The 19464-nt window shown below is 72.0% G+C and carries 13 protein-coding genes; 6 read left to right on the plus strand and 7 right to left on the minus strand.

All coding sequences use genetic code 11. From position 1 onward, the window contains the following. The first annotated feature begins 182 nt into the window (after nucleotides 1-182). Entirely contained in the window at nucleotides 183-3059 is a 2877-nt protein-coding gene (locus AB0M59_RS01180; protein ID WP_364606546.1) for a glycoside hydrolase family 9 protein, read from the plus strand. 32 nt (nucleotides 3060-3091) lie between these two features. Here AB0M59_RS01180 and mug read toward each other — a convergent pair whose 3' ends face one another. The 3 genes from mug to AB0M59_RS01195 all read right to left on the minus strand — a co-directional run bounded on the left by mug (nucleotide 3092) and on the right by AB0M59_RS01195 (nucleotide 9943). Further along, a complete protein-coding gene (mug, locus tag AB0M59_RS01185; RefSeq protein WP_364606549.1) occupies nucleotides 3092-3676 on the minus strand; it encodes a G/U mismatch-specific DNA glycosylase in 585 nt (194 codons plus the stop codon). Nucleotides 3677-3707: 31 nt separating this feature from the next. Further along, nucleotides 3708-8960, minus strand: coding sequence for an RHS repeat-associated core domain-containing protein (locus AB0M59_RS01190; protein WP_364606551.1), 5253 nt, complete (start codon nucleotides 8958-8960; stop codon nucleotides 3708-3710). 134 nt (nucleotides 8961-9094) lie between these two features. After that, complete coding sequence (locus AB0M59_RS01195; RefSeq protein ID WP_364606553.1) at nucleotides 9095-9943, minus strand: EamA family transporter; 849 nt, start codon at nucleotides 9941-9943, stop codon at nucleotides 9095-9097. 68 nt (nucleotides 9944-10011) lie between these two features. Between AB0M59_RS01195 and AB0M59_RS01200 the strand changes: the two genes are divergently transcribed. After that, nucleotides 10012-10902, plus strand: coding sequence for a LysR family transcriptional regulator (locus tag AB0M59_RS01200; RefSeq protein WP_364606555.1), 891 nt, complete (start codon nucleotides 10012-10014; stop codon nucleotides 10900-10902). Nucleotides 10903-10911: 9 nt separating this feature from the next. Here the strand turns inward: AB0M59_RS01200 and AB0M59_RS01205 are convergent, their stop codons facing one another. The 4 genes from AB0M59_RS01205 to AB0M59_RS01220 are packed head-to-tail and all read right to left on the minus strand — an operon-like array spanning nucleotide 10912 to nucleotide 15283. Beyond that, a complete protein-coding gene (locus AB0M59_RS01205) occupies nucleotides 10912-11580 on the minus strand; it encodes an RraA family protein (protein WP_364606558.1) in 669 nt (222 codons plus the stop codon). Between the two features lie 19 nt (nucleotides 11581-11599). After that, nucleotides 11600-13948, minus strand: coding sequence for an aerobic carbon-monoxide dehydrogenase large subunit (locus tag AB0M59_RS01210; RefSeq protein WP_364606561.1), 2349 nt, complete (start codon nucleotides 13946-13948; stop codon nucleotides 11600-11602). Then, complete coding sequence (locus tag AB0M59_RS01215) at nucleotides 13945-14415, minus strand: (2Fe-2S)-binding protein (RefSeq protein WP_364606564.1); 471 nt, start codon at nucleotides 14413-14415, stop codon at nucleotides 13945-13947. The genes AB0M59_RS01210 and AB0M59_RS01215 overlap by 4 nt, the downstream gene beginning before the upstream one ends. A gap of 1 nt (nucleotide 14416) precedes the next feature. Further along, nucleotides 14417-15283, minus strand: a complete 867-nt coding sequence (locus AB0M59_RS01220) for a xanthine dehydrogenase family protein subunit M (RefSeq protein WP_364606567.1) — start codon at nucleotides 15281-15283, stop codon at nucleotides 14417-14419. A gap of 133 nt (nucleotides 15284-15416) precedes the next feature. Between AB0M59_RS01220 and AB0M59_RS01225 the strand changes: the two genes are divergently transcribed. From AB0M59_RS01225 to AB0M59_RS01240, 4 genes are read left to right on the plus strand one after another with little or no spacing between them, the layout of a single operon-like run. Further along, entirely contained in the window at nucleotides 15417-15659 is a 243-nt protein-coding gene (locus AB0M59_RS01225; protein WP_364606570.1) for a hypothetical protein, read from the plus strand. Between the two features lie 10 nt (nucleotides 15660-15669). After that, nucleotides 15670-16536 (plus strand): xanthine dehydrogenase family protein subunit M, encoded by an 867-nt coding sequence (locus AB0M59_RS01230; protein WP_364606573.1) that lies wholly within the window; start codon nucleotides 15670-15672, stop codon nucleotides 16534-16536. Between the two features lies 1 nt (nucleotide 16537). Then, nucleotides 16538-17068, plus strand: coding sequence for a (2Fe-2S)-binding protein (locus AB0M59_RS01235; protein ID WP_364606575.1), 531 nt, complete (start codon nucleotides 16538-16540; stop codon nucleotides 17066-17068). 1 nt (nucleotide 17069) lies between these two features. Continuing rightward, complete coding sequence (locus AB0M59_RS01240; RefSeq protein WP_364606578.1) at nucleotides 17070-19460, plus strand: aerobic carbon-monoxide dehydrogenase large subunit; 2391 nt, start codon at nucleotides 17070-17072, stop codon at nucleotides 19458-19460. Nucleotides 19461-19464 lie beyond the last annotated feature (4 nt).

The following is a 19464-nucleotide window of genomic DNA, read 5'->3' on the forward strand; positions in this document are numbered from 1 at the left end:
GCTTCCCGATGAAACCACACCGGAACCGGCGAGCAAAGACTCTGCTCGTGATCAATTTTCCTTACATCGCTCGAAAGTTTCGCCGGTGATTGCCAAGGGCGCGGGGGACCGGTTACCTTCACCTGGGAGCGCTCTCAGTCCTGGGTCACCATCGCACGGCAACGACGACGAGGAGATGGCGAATGCGGGCACGAAAGCTGCGGGCCGGCCTGGCCTTGCCGGCCGCGGTGGCGGTCGGACTGGCGTTGACGGTGGCGCCCGCGTCCGCCGCGGACTACGAACGCCTGCTCAACGGCACCTTCTCCGGGGGCACCTCCGACCCGTGGTGGGCCGGGTCGGGCACGACCGCGCGCGTCACCGGCGGCGAGTTCTGCACCGACGTCCCGGGCGGCACGGCCAACGGGTACGACGCGCTGTCCGGCCAGAACGGGGTGCCGTTCGAGGCGGGCCAGCCGTACACCCTGACTTTCGACGCGCACGCGACGACCACCCAGCAGATCTCCGCCGTCGCGGGGGAAGCCGTTTCGCCCTACCGGCAGATCTCGCGGACCGACCTGACGGTCACCCCGGCGTCGCAGCACTTCACGGTCACCTTCACGTCCACTTTGGACTTCCCGGCGGCGGGCAACGGCCAGCTGGCGTTCTGGTTCGGCGGCCAGGCCGCCGCCAACACCGTCTGCCTGGACAACATCTCCCTCGTCGGTGGCGTGCTCCCGCCCGGCGGCCTGCCGCCGACCAGCGGCATCCGGGTGAACCAGGAGAGCTACGTGCCGGGCCTGCCCAAGCGGGCCACGCTGATCAGCGACTCGGCCGCCGCGCAGACCTGGACGTTGAAGAACTCCGCGGGCGCGTCGGTGGCCACCGGCCGGACCACGCCGCGGGGCGCGGACGCGGCTTCCGGCGAGAACGTGCACGAGATCGACTTCTCCGTCTACGACACCCCGGGGACCGGGTACACGCTGAGCGTCGGGTCCGGCACCAGCTTCCCCTTCGACATCTCGGCCGGCGGACTGGAGAAGCTGCGGTACGACTCGCTGGCGTTCTTCTACCACCAGCGCAGCGGTATCGCGATCGACGCCGCGTACGTCGGTGCCGACTACGCGCGCCCCGCCGGGCACGTGAACGTGGCACCGAACCAGGGCGACGACAACGTCCCCTGCCGGTCGGACCTGGACTGCGGCTACACCCTCGACGTGCGCGGCGGCTGGTACGACGCGGGCGACCACGGCAAGTACGTCGTCAACGGCGGCATCGCGGCGTGGGAACTGCTCGGCGAGTACGAGCGGGCGCTGCGGCTGGGGGACGCGAGCGCGCTGGGCGACGGCAAGCTGGCGATCCCGGAGCGGGCCAACGGCGTGCCCGACATCCTCGACGAAGCCCGCTGGGAGGTCGACTTCCTGCTCGCCATGCAGGTGCCGGACGGCAAGCCCGGCGCGGGCATGGTGCACCACAAGATCCACGACGCGCAGTGGACGTCCCTGCCCACCCGGCCCGACCAGGACAGCCAGCCGCGCCGGCTGTCGCCGCCGAGCACCGCCGCGACGCTCAACATGGCCGCGGTCGCCGCGCAGGCGTCCCGGCTGTGGCGGACCATCGACCCGGCGTACTCGGCGAAGCTGCTTGCCGCGGCCGAAAAGGCGTACGTGGCGGCGAAGGCCAACCCGAACGTCCTCGCGGATCCCGACGACGGGACCGGAGGCGGCGCCTACAGCGACACCAGCGTGACCGACGAGTTCTACTGGGCCGCCGCGGAACTGTTCGCCACCACCGGGAACAGCGCGTACCGCGCCGACGTCACCGGGTCGTCGCTCTACCGCGGGAAGAGCTTCACCACGCACGGCTTCGACTGGGCCTCGACCGGCGCGCTCGGCGACATCACGCTCGCGGTGGCCCCCACCGACCTGCCCGCGGCGGACGTCGCGGCGATCAAGGCGGCGATCACCACGACCGCCGACAGCCACCTGACGCAGATGGCTGCCATGGGCTACCCGGCGCCCTACCGCACGGCCGACGGCTCGTACGAGTGGGGCTCGAACGGCCTGGTGGCCAACAACGGCGTGGTGCTCGCCCTGGCCTACGACTTCACCAAGCAGGAGAAGTACCGCGACGGCGCGTTCGCGGCGATGGACTACCTGCTCGGCCGCAACCCGGCGAACTACTCCTACGTCTCCGGCCACGGCGACCAGCCGGTGCGGAACGTGCACCACCGGTTCTGGGCGCACCAGCTGGACGCGTCCCTGCCGACCGCGCCGCCCGGCGCGTTGTCCGGCGGGCCCAACAGCGGCCTGCAGGACCCGACCGCGGCCCGGCTGCTCACCGGCTGCGCGCCTCAACGTTGCTTCGTCGACGACATCCAGGCGTACTCGGTGAACGAGGTCGCGATCAACTGGAACGCGGCGCTCGCCTGGCTGGCCGGCTGGACCGCCGAGAAGTCGTCGTCCACTGTGGACACGACGGCCCCGGCCGCGCCCGGCGCTCCCGCCGCATCGGCGGTGTCGAGCACCGGCGCCACGCTGACGTGGGCGGCGTCGGTGGACCCGGAGAGCGGCGTCAAGAGCTACGACGTGGTCCGCTTGACCGGCTCGACCCGCACGGTCCTCACGACCGTCACCGGCACGACGGCGACCCTGACCGGCCTCGCGCCGTCGACCGCGTACACGCTGGTCGTGGTGGCACGCAACGGCGCGGGCCTGCCGAGCCCGGACTCACCGGCCGTGCAGTTCACCACCCGGCCGGCCACCCCGGCGGGCGGCTGCGCGGTGACGTACGCGGCGAACACGTGGAACGGCGGCTTCACGGCGACGGTCACGGTGAAGAACACCGGCTCGGCGGCCTGGTCCGGCTGGAAGCTGGGCTTCACCTTCCCGGGCAACCAGAAGGTGGCGCAGGGCTGGTCGGCGACCTGGGCCCAGACCGGCGCGAACGTGACCGCCACGGCGATGCCCTGGAACAGCTCGCCGGCCCCGGGCGACTCGGTGTCGATCGGCTTCAACGGCAGCTACACGGGGACCAATGCGAGTCCGGCGGCCTTCACCGTCGACGGGAGGCCGTGCGGCTGACCCGCGACGCGGCCGGTCGGCGAGCCCTGGGTTCAGCGGGGTGCGGGCTTCGCGGGGTCGGGGAACGGGCCGTCGCCGAGGATGCCGGAGCGGTCGGGTACGTCGGCGGCCGCCCGCATCCGGGCGAACTCGACCGCGAGCGCCTGGGGCGGGAAGTGCGCGTTGAGGCCGCTGGGGTTGGGCACGATCCACACGCGGGCGCCCCCGATCGTCGCGGTCTGCGGACCGAGCCGGGCGCCGGGGGTCTCGAACGCGGACCGGTAGCCGGTCACGCCCAGCATCGCCAGCCACCGCGGCCGGATCGCCCGGATCCGGTCGGCCAGGTCGTGGCCGCCCGCGACGAGCTCGGCGCGGCTCAGCTGGGCCGCGCGGGCCGTGGGGCGGCGCACGATGCTGGTGATGCCCAGTCCCCAGCCCAGCAGGAGCCGCTCCTCTTCGGCGCGCAGCTGCCGGGGCGTGAATCCGGCGCGGTGCAGGGCGGGCCAGAACCGGTTGCCCGGGGTGTGGAAGCTGTGCCCGGCCGCCGCCGAGGACAGGCCGGGGTTGATGCCGACGAACACCACCCGCAGCCCCTCGGCGAGCACGTCCGGCAGGACGGCGGCGTCCGGGCCGGTCACCGTGCCGGACTCCCTGGCGAAGGCACGACGATCACGGGGTGAGGTCCATCATGTCCTCGTCCTTGATCGCCTTGAGCGACGGCGGGTCGAGGTCGCCGCGGTCGAGCGCCGCCCAGTCGTCGGCCGTCGGGTTCTTGTAGAAGCCGCCGTAGCCCGGCCATTCGCCCGTGCGCGCCGCGTCACGCGCGCCGTGCATCTCGGCCGCGTCCCACTTGTCGATCGGCTTGGTGGTCACGTGCCCGGTGCCGTCCACCGTGTGGCCGCCCGCCGGGACGGCCTGCCCGGCCTGCGGGTTGTACCGCATGCCCTCGCCGCTGGAGTGCATGTCGTCGACCATCTTGTGGTACGAGTCGTCGGCGATGTCCATCCGCTTCTGCTCGTCGTCGTACACCTTCCGGCCCGCGTGGTCCGGGTCGTTCTTGATCTCGTCGCGCCGGTCCTGCTCGGCCTTCGCCGCGTCCGACTTCTTCTCGTCGTACAACGGGTGATCTTTGTTGTGGATGTGGTTGGGGTCGTCCCCGTGGTAGACCTTGTCGGAGAAGCTGTGGGGGTCGGGGTGGCCGGCTTTGATGGTCTCCGGGGTCTGGAAACCCTGCTGGTGCCCGTAACCGAGCTGGTTGAGCTGGACCGCGGTGCTCGGGTCGTTGGCTTCGATGGCGTTGCGCTGCGCGTTCCGGTAAGAACCGAGGCGGTCGTCGTAACCGAGTTTGTCGTCCTTCGTGACGTTGGGCTCGTCCCGGACGTCGCCCTTGGTGAACCCCGAGTCGTGGTTGGCGCCGCCCTTGCCCGTGCCCGGGTGGAACCGGTGGTTGGGCAGGTCCTCGTAGTACGCGTAGGCGTTGTTCTCCAGCGGCCCTTGCTCCTTGCGAGGCAGCTTGGCGCCGCCGTTGTCGCTCAGGATGTCGAAGCCGCCGGCGTGCTCGGACTGGTGCGTCTTGTTGCCGTTGATCGTGTAATCGTGCTTGTCGTCGAGGCGCTTGCGCTCGACCTTCTTGTCGCCGTAGGTGCTTTCCGGATACGTGCGCTTGCTCGTCGACGGCCCGGAGTTCCCCCGGGCGTAGGGGTGGGCCCGGGCGCGGGCGGCCGCGGCCGCGCACGGCGTGGTCCGCGTCGGGGCCAGGCCGAGCGGGTCGATCATCGCGGTCGGGTTGCCGACGTAGGCCAGCGAGTCCGGCGCAGGGGTCAGGCCCAGCGGGTCGTGCGAGAGGTACCGGCCGGTTTCGGGATCGTAGTAGCGGTAACGGTTGTAGTGCAGCCCGGTCTCGGGGTCGTGGTACTGGCCCGGGAACCGCAGCGGGGTGCTCGCGGCTCCGCCGGCCGAGACGGCGGGGCCCCACAGCGCGGTGTGCAGGTGCCCGGCCAGCGCGCCGGTGTCGTCGACCAGCTCCGCGGGCGAGCCGATCAGGTCGGCGACGATCGCGTGGAACCGGTCGCCGCCGTTCGCGCCGAGGACGCGTTCGGTCTGGGTGAGCGGGACCCGGTCGCCGGGCGCGTACTCCCACACCGTCGCGACCGGCGGCCGGCCCGGTCCACTGTGGACCTGTTCGGCCGGCAGCTGCCCGTCCCAGGCGAACTCGACCTGCTCGACGACACCGCCGCCCACGTCGAGACGTTGCTTGGCGATCCGGCGGCCGAACGCGTCGTAGCGGTAGCGCCACGTCGTGCCGTCCGGCGTGCGCACGCCGAGCAGCCGGTTCTCCGCGCTCCACTCGTAGGTCCACCGCTGCCCGCCGCGCTCGCGGGCGACGACGCGGCCTTCCCCGTCGTGGCTGTAGCGGGTCGGGCCGGCGGCGGTGAGCAGGGTGCCGGTGTAGGCGCGCGGGCCACTGGCCTGGGGCGCGCCGGTCCAGCCGGCTCCGGTGACGGCACCGGTCACGTCGTAGTCGTAGTCCTCCTGCCAGCGCGGGCCGCGCACGGCACGGACGCGCCCGACGGTGTCGACGTCGAGGGTGCGCTGCCCGGAGATCAGGTCGCTGACGCCGGCGAGGTAGCCGTCGGGCAGGTAGCCGTATTCGCGCCGCTGCACGGTGTCCGGGCCGCGGAGCACGGTCTGCGCCGACAGCTGCCCGGTGGGCGTCCAGTCCTGGCGCAGTTCCGCGACGGGACCGGCGGCGCCGAGCAGTCTGCGCACCGTCTCCCGGCCCGCGGCGTCGTAGCCGAACCGCAGGGTGCGCCCGGCGGTGACCAGCTCGGTCGGGCGCGCGGCGGTGTCGTAGCCGAAGACCGACTCCGCACCCGAGGGCGTCCGGCGGCCCACCCGGCGCCCGAGGGCGTCGAAGCGGGAGGCCACGACCCGGCCGTTGATCGACTCCGAGACGACGCGGCCGAGCCCGTCGTAGGTGAACCGGACCTCGCTGTGCCCGTTGGCCGCCGACACCATCCGGTCGGCCGCGTCGTAGGTGAACACGGCGACCTCGTCGGCGCTGCCGCGCCGCACGACCCGGCCCACGCTGTCCCGGTCGAGGGTGATGGTCTGCCCGGCGCCGTTGGTGCGGAGCACGAGCCGGCCCGCGGCGTCGTAGCCGTAGCGCAGGACGCGCCCGTTGTAGTCGGTTTCGCCCACCTTCCGGCCCGCGGCGTCGTACTCGTAGCGCCACACCAGGCCGCGTTCGTTGGTGACCGAGGTGAGCCGCAGTTCGGTGTCGTAGCCGTACTTCAGCGTTCCCCCGTCGGGGCTCCGCTCGCTGACCGGCAGGTCGAACTGGGCGTACTCGATGCGGGTGACGCCCCCGCGCGGATCCGTCCGCTCTTCGAAGCTGCCCTGCGCCGCCGAAGCGAACCGCTCGAGCGCGCCGTCGGCGTCGCGCGCCTGCACGAGGTGGCCGGCGGCGTCGCTGACCAGGGTGGTCGTGTTGCCCAGCGGGTCGGTGACGCTGGTGGTGTTGCCGAGCGCGTCGTAGCCGTACCGCCGGACGGCGCCGTCCGGCTCGGTGATGAGCAGGGGCAGCCCGGCGGCGTTGGCCTGGATCCGGGTGACGCCGCCGAGGGCGTCGGTCACCGAGTCGACGGTGCCGGTGAACGGGTCGTAGGTGTAGGAGGTCGTCGCGCCGGCCGGGTCGACGACGCGGGCGAGGCTGCCGTTCCGGTCGTATTCGTAGCGCCAGCCGGCGCCGTCCGGTCCGGTCACCGCGGTGGGCCGGTGCCGCTCGTCGTAGCCGATGACCGTGCGGCTGCCGTCGGGACGCGTCACCGCGACGAGGTTGCCGATCTCGTCGTAGTCCCAGCGCGTGACGTTGCCCAGTTCGTCGGTCTCGGCGACCACGCGCCCGAAACGGTCTCGCTCGGCACTGGCGGTGTTCCCGAGCGGGTCGGTCTGCCCGATCACCCGCAGCCGCTCGTCGAGCCGGTAGCGGGTGACGGCGCCGAGCGAGTTCGTGACGGTCGTGACGCCGGGCTCGTAGGCGAGTCCGGTGTTCAGGTAGCCATCGGTGCCCTGGGCGCGCACGCAGCGGCCCTGGGAGTCGTAGCCGTAGCCGTACCAGCGGCCGTTGACGTCTTCCCAGCGCGCGAGCCTGCCGTCGGCGTCGTAGGTGAACTTCTGCGGGGTGCCCACCGCGTCGACGACCTCGACCAGCCGGCGCGCGGAGTCGTAGCCGTACTCCGCCAGCGGGACGGGCGAACCCGCGGTGCGCAACGCCGTGACCAGGCCGTCGGCGCTGTCGATCTCGACGCGGTAGCCGCCGGAGTGCTCGATCGCCACCGGCACGCCGTCGCGGTGGCGCAGCACGATCCGGTTCTTCGCGCCGTCCACGACCGCGCGCAGCGGCAGCGTGGCGTCCCCGCGCCGGCCCGCGAAGTAGCGCACGCGGTCGGACTGCGGGTCGCCGACGATGTAACCGTGGCGCACCCGGCGCAGCGCCAGGTACGGGCCGCTCTCCGGGACCACCGCTTCCACGCCGGCCGGGACGGGGTAGCGCAGCAGCGTGCCGTCGGCCAGCGCCAGGTGCAGCCCGTCCGGCTCGACCTCGAGCCGTTCGTCCAGCGTCGAGGCCCAGGTCGGCCCGAACAGCCGGCCCGCCCGGTAGGACGACAGGTGCGTGCGCTCGATGACGAGCGGCAGCGCGCCGGGCAGCGAGACGTCCTCCTGCACCAGCATCACGGCGCCGGTCGCGACGTCGATCGGGTCACCGCAGTCGGTCTTGTCCTTCGTCTGCGTGGTGTGCTCGTCCGGCTTGGGGTTGTTGTCCTTGATCCGCGACCCGTCGCCCTTGGGATCACCCTTCGGCGTGCCCGAGGGCGTGGTGTTCGCGTCCGGTCCCTTGGCCGCAGGCGGCGGCGTCGGGTCCGGGCTCTTCGGCGTGTCGTCGGGGCCCTTGGACGCGGGCGGCGGGTCGGTCTTGGGCGGGGTGTGGTCGCCGGACGGGGTGGTGTTGTCGCCCTTCGCGCCGGAGGTGGTGGTGCTGTCGTCGCCCTTCGGTGGCGGGTCGGTCTTCGGGGGAGGTGCGTCGGGGCCGCCCTTGCCGTTCGGCCCGTCCAGGCCTTTGGGGTTGCCCTTGATGTCGATGTTCTTCGCCGGCGGCGCGGCCTTGCCGGGCTTGATGTTCTTCAACGCCTTCGCCGCGTCCCCGAACAAATCACCGGCCCGCTTGAGCAACGGAACCAACGCCTTCAAGGCGGTGACCAGCCGCTTGACCAGATCCGCGATCTTCGACGCCGTCTTCGCGACCGCACCGATCACCTGCGGCACCACCCACGTCAACCCGATCCCCAAGGTGAACACCACCTGCAACGCCCAGCTGATCAAATGCCCGATCAGCTCCGCGATGATGTCCCGCACCAGCGCCCGCACCGCCGCAACGACCTCACCCGCGGTCTTCACACCACTGGACGCACCCTCGCAACCCTTCTGCGCGGTCTCCAGCAGCGTCACCGTGTCCTGCGCACGCTGCCGGTAGGTGTCCCCGGCGTTCCCCGTCCAGGACGCGGTGTCGGCCTTCACCATCCCGGTCAGGTCTTCCCCGACACTGCCCAGTTCGGTCGCGACGTTCTTCCAGGTCTCCGACTGCGCGGCGATCTCATCGGCGTTGCCGGTGAGACCGTTGAGGGCTTCCTTCAACGGTCCGACGTGCTCGATGAGCCAGCCGACCCCGGCAGCGAGGATCGCACCGAAGGGATCCATCGCCATCGAGAGCGCATCCAGGGCGGTGCCGACCGCGCCCATCGCGACCGATGCCCAGTCGCCGCTTTCGATTGCGGATTTCAGGTCGGCGGCCGATTCCAGCAGGGAGATCCCCGAGTACGCCGTCGTCGAGTCCTTGGTTTCCGCGACCAACGGATTACTCACGTGCTGACCTTCCCCTCCACCTGCCGAGCGACCACCACTGAAGTTAACAAGCGGTGTCCGTGGGGAGGCCGCGAACCCCGGTCAGTGCCTTTTCAACCAGCCGATCGTGCCCTCGGGCCGAGCGGTTCGCGCCCCTAGGCCGGCTGCGTGACCGGCTCCCGCGCCCCGGTGCGTTCCGCGCCGATCCCGGCCGCCACGACGAACAGCACGCCCGCCGCCGCGGCGAGGTGCGGGACCTGGTGGAGCACCACGAGCCCGATCGTCAGGGCGATGGCCGGCTCCAGGCTCATCAGCGTCCCGAACGCCGAGGTGTTCAGCCGCCGCAGGGCGAGCATCTCCAGGCTGAACGGGACGACCGGCAGCAGGATCGCCAGCCCGAGGCCGATGAGCAGCAGCTCCCCGGTCAGGTGCCCGAACACGCCGGGCCCGTAGGCGAGCGTCGCCACGATACCCGCCACCGGCATCGACACGGCAAGCCCGCGCACGCCCGCCACCTCGTCGCCGACCCGCTGCGTCAGCAGGATGTAGCCCGCCCAGCACACCGCCGACGCGAGCGCGTAGCCGACGCCGAGCAGGTCGGCGCCCCCTCGCCACGGTTCGGTCAGCAACACGACGCCGAGCGCGGCGAGGACGGGCCACAGCCTCTTGCCGCCGCGCGTGACGGCCACGGTGAGCGGGCCGAGGAACTCCAGCGCGCTCGCCGTGCCGAGCGGCAGGCGGGCGACGGCCTCCATGAACAGCATGGTCATTCCCGCCGTGACCACGCCCAGCCCGCAGCAGGCCAGGAAGGTCGCCCGCCGGAACGACGACGGCCGTGGCCGGACGACGACCAGCAGCAGCACGCCGGCCCACGCCAGGCGCAGCCACGCCGCGCCCTCGGGGCCGATGCGGTCGAACAGGCCGACGGACACGGCGAGACCGAGCTGGACGCAGAGCATGGCGGCGACCGCGAAGGCCGCGCCGGTACGGGTGGAGGAGCGCACGAACCCAGCAAAACCGATCCGCACCGTTCGTGTCCACGTGCCGATCGTGGATGTATCGTTCATGAATCATGGACACTCGCCGGCTCCAGTTCCTCCTCGAACTGTCCCGCCACGGCTCGATGCGCGCCGTGGCGGATGTGCTCGGCACCACGACGTCGACGGTCTCGCAGCAGATCGCGGTGCTGGCGAAGGAAACCGGCGCGCCGCTGCTCGAGCCGGACGGCCGTCGCGTGCGGCTCACCCCCGCGGGACGGCGGCTGGCCGAGCACGCCGTGACGATCCTCGCCGCCGTGGAGGCCGCCCGCGCCGACCTCGACCCCGGGGCCGAACCGGCCGGCACCGTGCGCGTCGCCGGGTTCGCCACAGCCGTGCGGCGCTCCCTGCTCCCGGCGGCCACCGCGCTCGCCGAGCACCACCCGCGGGTGCAGCTGCGGATCAGCGAGTACGAACCGCACGAGGCCTTCGCCGCGCTGCTGGCCGACGACATCGACCTCGCCCTCACCTACGACTACGACCTTGCCCCGGCCGTCACGGACCCCGCGGTCACTGTCAGTCCACTGTGGACGGCGCGGTGGAGCCTCGGCGTCCCGGCGGCCGACGCGGTCCGTGCGCGGGGCGAGGACACCGTGGCGGTCTTCGAGGTGTTCCGCGGCCACGGCTGGATCGTCAACTCCCGCAACAGCGCCGACGAAGACGTGATCCGCCGGCTGGCGTCGACGGCGCGGTTCACCCCGCGCGTCACGCACCGCGCGGACAGCCTGGAGCTGGTGGAGGACCTCATCGCGACCGGCCCGGAGCCCGCCGTCGGCCTGCTTCCGGCCGGCCGCACCACGAGGCCCGGGGTCGCGCTGCTCCCGCTGGCCGGTCCGGACGTGCGGCAACGCGCCTTCGCCTGCACCCGTCGCGGACGTGAGGTGTGGCCGCCGCTCGCGCTGGTCCTCGGGCTCCTCGCCCGCTGAGCACTGACCTCAGGAGCGAGGCCGGCGCCGTAGCGCGGACGGCTCGCCCCGGCTCAGCGCGCCGACGTGCTCGGCGAGGGCGAACGTCTCGCTGAGGGTGCCTCCGGCGTCGAGGTGGTCGATGACCGCGGTTTCGGCCGTCTTGATCGCGAGCGCTCCTTCGAGGAGGTCACTGATCCGGTCGGGAGCCACCACGATGAGGCCTTCGCCGTCGGCCAGGACGAGGTCGCCGGGGTTCACCGTGACGCCGCCGCAGGTGACCGGCACCTGCAGCTCGCCGAGCTTCGACGCCGTGCCGGACAGCGGAGTGACGAAGCGGCTGTACAGCGGGAGTTCGCAGCTGCCGACGTAGGCCATGTCCCGGTAGCCGCCGTCCACGACGATGCCGCCGAGCGATCGGGCCAGGGCCCCGCGGGCGAACAGTTCGCCGCCGAGGGCGATCTCGCGCGCGCCGCCGTCGACCACGATCACGTCGCCCGGCGCCGCCGATTCGATGGCTTGCAGCACGCCGAGGAAGTCGTCGCGGCAGCGGACGGTGAACGCGGGCCCGAAGATCCGATGTTGGGCGGAGCGGGCGCGGATCGCGCTGTGCAGCACCCTGGTCGTCTTGTCGACATCGCAGAGGGCGGTCGTGTCCACCGCGAGGAACTTCTGGACGAGCTCGTCGTTCACCGGCATGGCGCGATGCTACCGACGGCTAGACCGCGAGATCAGCACGCAACGGGGTACCGCGCATTGCGCGCCACACCGCGGCCGGCGTCAAGGGCATGTCCGCGTGACGGACGCCGTACGGCGCCAGCGCGTCCACCACCGCGTTGACCACCGCCGCCGGCGAGCCGACCGTGGCCGACTCGCCGATGCCCTTCGCGCCGATCGGGTGGTGGGGGGACGGGGTCACCGTCTCGCCCAGCTCCCACGACGGGCACTCGAGCGCGGTCGGCAGCAGGTAGTCCATGAACGAGCCGCCCAGGTGGTTGCCGTCGGGGTCGAACGCGACCAGTTCCATCAGCGCCATCCCGATGCCGTCGGCGAGCCCCCGGTGGACCTGGCCGTTCACGATCGCCGGGTTGATGCGGACGCCGCAGTCGTCCACCGCCACGAACCGGCGCACCCGCACCTGACCCGTCTCCGCGTCGACGTCGACCACGCAAACGTAAGCGCCGAAAGGAAACGTCAGGTTCGGCGGGCTGTACACCGTCGTCGCGTCGAGGTGGCCTTCCACGCCCTCGGGCAGCGCCAGGTTCGAGTGCGCCGCCAGCGCGATCTCGCGGATCGTGTGGCCGCGGTCGGGGACGCCGCGGACGAACCAGCGTCCGCGTTCCCACTCCAGGTCGCCGGGATCGACCTCCAGCATCGCGGACGCGACCTGCCGCGCGCGCTCGCGGACCTTGCGGGCCACCGTCACCGCCGCCGCGCCGGACACCGGGGTCGAGCGGGAGCCGTACGTGCCGAGCCCGAACGGCGTCTGGTCGGTGTCGCCCTGCACGATCTGGACCTCGTCCTCGGGAATCCCCAGTTCGTGGGAAACCAGCTGGGCGAACGTCGTCTCGTGCCCCTGGCCCTGGGACATGCAGGACAGCCGCAGCACCGCCGATCCGGTCGGGTGGACGCGCAGTTCGGCGCCGTCGGCCATGCCGAAACCGAGGATGTCCATGTGCTCGCGGGGCCCCGCGCCGACCGCCTCGGTGAAGAAGCTGATCCCGATGCCCATCAGCTCGCCGCGCTCCCGTCGCGAAGCTTGTTCGCGACGCAGTTCGGCGTACCCGGCCATCTCGAGCGCCAGGGACAGGGCCCGCGGGTAGTCGCCGGAGTCGTAGTTCCACCCGGTCGCGCACGTGTACGGGAACTGCTCGGGCCGCAGCAGGTTCCGCTCCCGCAACGAAGCCGGGTCGACGTCCAGCTCGCGCGCGAGCACGTCCATCATCCGCTCGACGACGTAGACCGCTTCGGTGATCCGGAACGAGCACGCGTAGGCGACGCCGCCGGGCGCCTTGTTCGTGTAGACGCCGGTGACGGAACAGTGCGCCGCGGGCAGGTCGTAGGAGCCGGTGAAGACGTGGAAGAACCCGGCGGGGAACTTCGCCGGCTGGGCGGTGCCGTTGAACGCGCCGTGGTCGGCGAGCACCCGCACCCGCAGGCCGAGCAGCTTGCCGTCGCGGGTGGCGGCGATCTCGCCGTGCATGTGGTAGTCGCGGGCGAACGACGTGCTCATCAGGTTTTCCGACCGGTCCTCGACCCACTTCACCGGCCGTCCGGTGCGCATCGCGGCAGCTGCCGCGCAGAGGTATCCCGGGTACACGACGACCTTGTTGCCGAATCCGCCGCCGATGTCCGGGGCCACCACCCGGATCCGGTGCTCGGGCAGGCCGGTGACCCGCGAGTACATCAGCCGGTGCGCGTGCGGGGCCTGCGCGGTCGACCACACGGTGAGCTTCCCGCTGATCGCGTCGACCTCGGCGACCGCGCCGCACGTCTCCAGCGGAGCCGGGTGCACCCGCGGGTAGAGCATGTCCTGCCCGACGACGACGTCCGCGCGCGCGAACGCGGCGTCGGTCGCTTCGGCGTCGCCGGCGGCCCAGTCGAACACGCGGTTGTCGGTGCGGCCCAGGTCGTCGCGGATCACCGGGGTGTCCGGGGCCAGCGCGGTGAGCGCGTCGACGACCGCGGGCAGCGGCTCGTACTCCACGTCGATCAGCTCCAGCGCGTCGCGCGCGGAGTACCGGTCCTCGGCGACGACGAACGCGACCTCCTGGCCCTGGAAGCGCACCTTGTCCGTGGCCAGCACGGCCTGGACGTCGTGGGAGAGCGTGGGCATCCACGCCATCTCACGCTCGGCGAGCATCGCGCCGGTCAGCACCAGCCGCACCTTCGGATGCGCTTCGGCCGCGCTGGTGTCGACGGAGACGATCCGGGCGTGCGCGTGCGGGCTGCGCAGGACGGCGCCGTGCAGCAGGCCGGGCCGGACGAGGTCGTCGACGAAGGTGCCGCGGCCGCGGACGAACCGGGCGTCCTCCTTGCGCGTCCGCGAGCCGAAGCCGCCGGTCATCGTTCGCCTTCCGGGTTTTCGGCCGCCCAGCGGATGGAACGGACGATGTTTTCGTAGCCGGTGCAGCGGCACAACTGGCCCGAAATGGCTTCGCGGATGACGTCTTCGCCGGGGTCCGGGTCGCGGTCGAGCAGCCAGCGCGCGGTCATCAGCATCCCGGGGGTGCAGAAGCCGCACTGGATCCCGTGGCAGGCGACGAAACCCTGCTGCACCGGGTCGAGCGCGGCGCCGGCGTCGAGGTCCTCCACGGTGCGGACCCGCTTGCCGTCGGCCATCGCGGCCAGCACCGTGCACGACTTGACCGGGACGTCGTCGAGCCACACCACGCAGGCTCCGCAGTTCGAAGTGTCGCACCCCCAGTGCGTGCCGGTCAGCCCCAGGTCGTCGCGGAGGAAGTGGACCAGCAGCAGCCGCGGCTCCACCGAACGGCGGTGCCGCTCGTCGTTGACGGTCACGGTGATGTCCACGTCAGGCCTCCGCGCGGGTCAGGGCGAGCGCGAGCGCGCGCGTGGTGAGGACGGCGACGAGGTGGCGTTTGTAGTCCACCGGGCCGCGCTGGTCGGCGGCGGGCCGGCAGTGCTCGGCCGCGATCGCGCCCGCCTTGGCGAACCGTTCGGCGGTGGCCGCTCCGCCGCGGAGGAAGTCTTCCGCCTCGGCGGCGACGAACTGCGGTGCTCCGACGGCGGTCAGCCCGATCCCGGCTTCGTCGATCGTGTCGCCGTCCAGGGTGAGCACCGCGGCGGCCGCGGCGACCGCCCAGTCGCCCGCGCGCCGGCCGACCTTCGCGTAGGCGCTGCCCGTCCCGGGCCGGATCGGGACGCGGATGCCGGTCAGCAGCTCGCCGGTGCCGACCGCGGTTTCGTACGGGCCGTCGAAGAACTCCCGCACCGGCACGGCGCGTTCGCCGGCCGCGCCCTGGATCACGGCCTCGGCCCGGACCGCGGCGAAGGCGGCGGAGAGGTCTTCCGACGGGTCGGCCTGGCACAGCGAGCCGCCGACCGTGCCGCGGTTGCGCACGATCGGGTCCGCGATGACGCGTTCGGCGTCGTGCAACACCGGGAACAGCGTCCCGGCCTCGGGGGAGGCGAGCAGGTCGGCGTGCCGGGCGAGCGCGCCGATCCACAGCGCCGACGGCGTCGCGTCGATTCCGCTCAGCTCGGCCAGCTCGTTGATGTCGACGAGCACCTCCGGCTGGGCCAGCCGCAGCTTCATCATCGGGATCAGGCTGTGCCCGCCGGCGATGACCCGCCCGGCCTGGCCGTACTTCTCCAGCAGCGTCAGGGCGTGCTCGACGCTGGTGGCGCGCTCGTACTCGAACGGGGCGGGCACCTGCATAGCGGTCGATCGTTCACCGCGCGGACCGGCACCGCAACCGCCTTAAGCAAAGGGTTAATCGCGCGTTGTCGCACCTGGAGTGCGGGTGAAAGATCGATTCCCACCTGGACCGACGGCGGAAGCGGGGCGCGAGATGCGGATCGAGTCCGACGGGCACAGCCGGGACAACCCGCGCCTGTACGAGCTGGTCGAGGACGCTCCGGCCGGCAGCGGCAGCCCGACGGTCCACGCGTGGCCGGAGTTCCTCGACTTCCTCAAGGTCGCCGCCCGCCCGGTCGCCGGGCCGTGGCCCCCGCACCAGCGGCCCCGGCCGGACCCCACGGACGAGGCGCTGCCCGTGGCCGTGCCCGAACCCGACGACCCCGCGGAAAGCTGAGGGGAACACCGTGTACCCGACCCGGTTCCGCTACGAGGCGCCTCGCTCGCTGGACGAGGCGATCGGCACGCTGCACGACGGCGGCGAGGACGCGAAGGTGCTGGCCGGCGGGCAGAGCCTCGTGCCGCTGCTGAAGCTGCGGTTCGCCTCGCCGACGCTGCTGGTGGACCTCAACACCGTGCCCGGCCTCGACCGCCACGACGTGGACGAGAGCGGAAACCTGCACGTCGGCGCGTTGTGCCGGCACGGCGACCTCGAGCGCTCGGCCCTGCTGAAGAGCACCCAGCCGGTGATGGCCGCGGCCGCGCGGCTGGTCGCCGACCCGCTGGTGCGCAGCCGCGGCACCCTCGTCGGCTCGTTGTGCCACGCCGACCCGCAGGGCGACTGGGCGTCGGTGGTGCTCGCGCTCGGCGGCTCGGTCGTGGCCGCCGGCCCCGGCGGGCGCCGGACCATCCCGGTGCGGGACTTCGTGCACGGCCCGTTCCAGAACGCCCTGGCCCACGACGAGATCGCGGTCGAGGCCGTCATTCCCGCACCGCGCGGGACCCCTGGCGGCGGCTACCTCAAGCTGGAACGGCGCGTCGGGGACTTCGCGACCGTCGGCGTCGCCGTCGCGATCGAACGCGACGGGGACACGGTCACCCGCGCCGGCATCGCGCTGACCGGCGTCGGCGCCGCGACGATCGAGGCCGCCGACGCGGCGCAGGCCCTCGTCGGCGGACCGCTGACCGGCGACGTGATCGACCACGCCGCCGGGCTGGCCGCGCAGGCCGCGCGGCCCCAGGGCGACCACCGCGGCTCCGCGGACTTCAAACGGCACATGGTGCGCGTCTTCGTGCGGCGCATCCTCGAACGGGCCGGGGAAAGGGCGGCGTGAGATGACGAGCGTGCGGGTCATCCAGGAGGATTCGGACCAAGGTGACGTCCCGGCGCGGCGGATCACCGTCACCGTGAACGGGCGGCGCAGCGTCGTCGAGTGCGAGCCCCGGCTCCTGCTCTCGCACCTCCTGCGCCAGGGCCTGCGGCTCACCGGCACCCACCTGGGCTGCGACACCACCAACTGCGGGGCCTGCACGGTGCTCGTCGACGACCGGCCGGTCAAGTCGTGCACGATGCTCGCCGTCCAGGCGGACGGACGTGCGGTGACGACCGTCGAAGGCCTCGCGACGCCGAGCGGGCTGCACCCGCTGCAGGAGGGCTTCAAGGAGGAACACGGGCTGCAGTGCGGGTTCTGCACGTCCGGGATGCTGATGGCCGCGAAGGCACTGCTCGCGGAGAACCCCGATCCGACCGAGGACGAGGTGCGCTGGGCGCTGTCGGGCAACCTCTGCCGCTGCACCGGCTACCAGAACATCGTGAAGTCGGTGTTGTGGGCCGCCGCCCGGCTGCGCGACGAACCGGAGGCGTGACGTGTCGCAAGCGCTGGACGAGAACAAGATCGGCGGGCTCGGGGCCAGCCGCCGCCGCGTGGAGGACAACCGCTTCCTGCGCGGCAAGGGCAACTACACCGACGACATCGTGCTGCCCGGCATGCTGCACATGGAGATCCTGCGCAGCCCGCTGGCCCACGCGCGGATCAAGTCGATCGACACCAGCCGCGCCTGGGAGATCCCGGGTGTGCGGCTGGTGCTGACCGGCGAGATGGCCGCGACCCGCAACCTCGCCTGGATGCCGACGCTGTCCTACGACACGCAGGCCGTGCTGGCCACGGACAAGGTGCGCTTCCAGGGCCAGGAGGTCGCCTGCGTGGTGGCCGACGACCCGTACATCGCCAAGGACGCGTGCGACGCGATCGACGTCGAGTACGAGCCGCTGCCGCCGGTCGTCAACCCCGAGCAGGCGATGGCCGAGGACGCGCCGGTGATCCGCGACGACAAGGCCGGCCAGCGCGACAACGTCATCTACGACTGGGAAGTCGGTGATCGCGAGGGAACCGACCGCGCGTTCGAGCAGGCGGACCGGATTTCGAAGCTGCGCCTGCACTACCCGCGCTCGCACCCGTCGCCGATCGAGTGCTGCGGCTCGGTGGCCGACTTCGACCGGGCGACGTCGAAGCTCACCGTCTACCTGACCTCGCAAGCGCCGCACATCGTGCGTGCCGCGGTCGCGATGATCGCGGAGCTGCCCGAGCACCTGATCCGGATCATCTCCCCGGACGTCGGCGGCGGCTTCGGCAACAAGGTGCCCGTCTACCCGGGGTACGTCTGCTCGATCCTCTGCTCGATCCTGCTGGAACGGCCGGTGAAGTGGATCGAGGACAAGACCGGCAACCTGATCTCGACCGGGTTCGCCCGCGACATGTACCTCGACAGCGAGATGGCGCTGACGAACGACGGCCGCATCCTCGGCGTGCGGATGAACGCGGTGGCCGACCACGGCGCCTTTTTCGCCGACGCCCAGCCCAGCAAGTTCAAGATCGGCCTGCTGCACTCGGCGTTCGCCTGCTACAACGTGCCGCACGCCTACTTGGCCGCGCGCGGCACCTACACGAACAAGTCGCCCGGCGGGGTCGCCTACCGGTGCTCGTTCCGGGTCACCGAGGCGATGTTCTTCCAGGAGCGCATGGTGCACCAGGCCGCCCAGGACCTCGGGATCGACCAGGCCGAGTTCCGCCGGCGCAACTTCGTGCGCGACGACCAGTTCCCGCACCGCACGCCCTACGGCTTCCTGGTGGACTCGGGCCAGTACGAGAAGTGCCTCGACGTCGGACTCAAGGCCGTCGGGTACGAGGACTTCCTGCGGCAGAAGGAAGAAGCCCGCGGTCGCGGCCGCCGGCTGGGCATCGGCATCTCGACCATGACCGAGCCGCTCGGCGCGGGCAACAGCCGCGAGTACGACATCCTCGGCATCAAGATGTTCGACTCGGCCGAGCTGCGGGTGCACCTCACCGGCAAGGCGCTGCTGCGGATCGGCGCGCAGTCCCAGGGACAGGGGCACGAGACGACGTTCGCCCAGATCGTCTCGCACGAGCTGGGCATCCCGGCCGACGACATCGTGGTGGAGCACGGCGACACCGACACCGCACCGTTCGGCATGGGCACGTACGCCTCCCGCAGCACGCCCGTCGCCGGTGCGGCGACCGCGATGGTGGCGCGCAAGATCCGCGCCAAGGCGAGGAAACTCGCGGCGCACCTGCTCGAAGTGTCCGAAGAGGACGTCGAGTGGGAGCTGGGCCGGTTCTACGTCCGCAGCGCGCCGGACCGGGGCGTGACGATCCAGGAGTGCGCGATGGCCGCGTACGGGAACATGCCCGACGGCATGGAACCCGGCCTGGAGAACGTCGCCTACTACGACCCGCCGAACCTGACCTGGCCGTTCGCCGTCTACATCGTCACCGTCGAGGTGGACCCGCAGACCGGCGTGTGGGACGTGCTGAACCTGGTCGCCGTCGACGACTGCGGCGTGCGGATCAACCCGATGATCGTCGAAGGCCAGATCATGGGCGGGCTCACCGAGGCCTACGCGATGGCGAACATGCAGTTCATGACCTACGACGCCGAGGGCAACTGCATCGGCTCCACCTACATGGACTACCTGCTCCCGACCGCGTGGGAGACGCCGGGGTTCGAGCTGCACAGCGAGGTCGTCACGCCGTCGCCGCACCACCCGATCGGCGCCAAGGGCGTGGGGGAGTGCGCGGCCGTGGGCGGCCCGGCGGCCTTCGTCAACGCGGTGATGGACGCGATCGACGACACCGGCGTGCGCAACATCGACATGCCGGTGCTGCCCGACCGGGTCTGGGAAGCGCTGCGGGACCGCCGCGACGTGTCCGGGATGCCGCCGCTCCGTACATCGGACTGAAGGG

Origin of the sequence: Amycolatopsis sp. NPDC051371, from assembly GCF_040682155.1 — a bacterium.
GTDB lineage: Bacteria > Actinomycetota > Actinomycetes > Mycobacteriales > Pseudonocardiaceae > Amycolatopsis.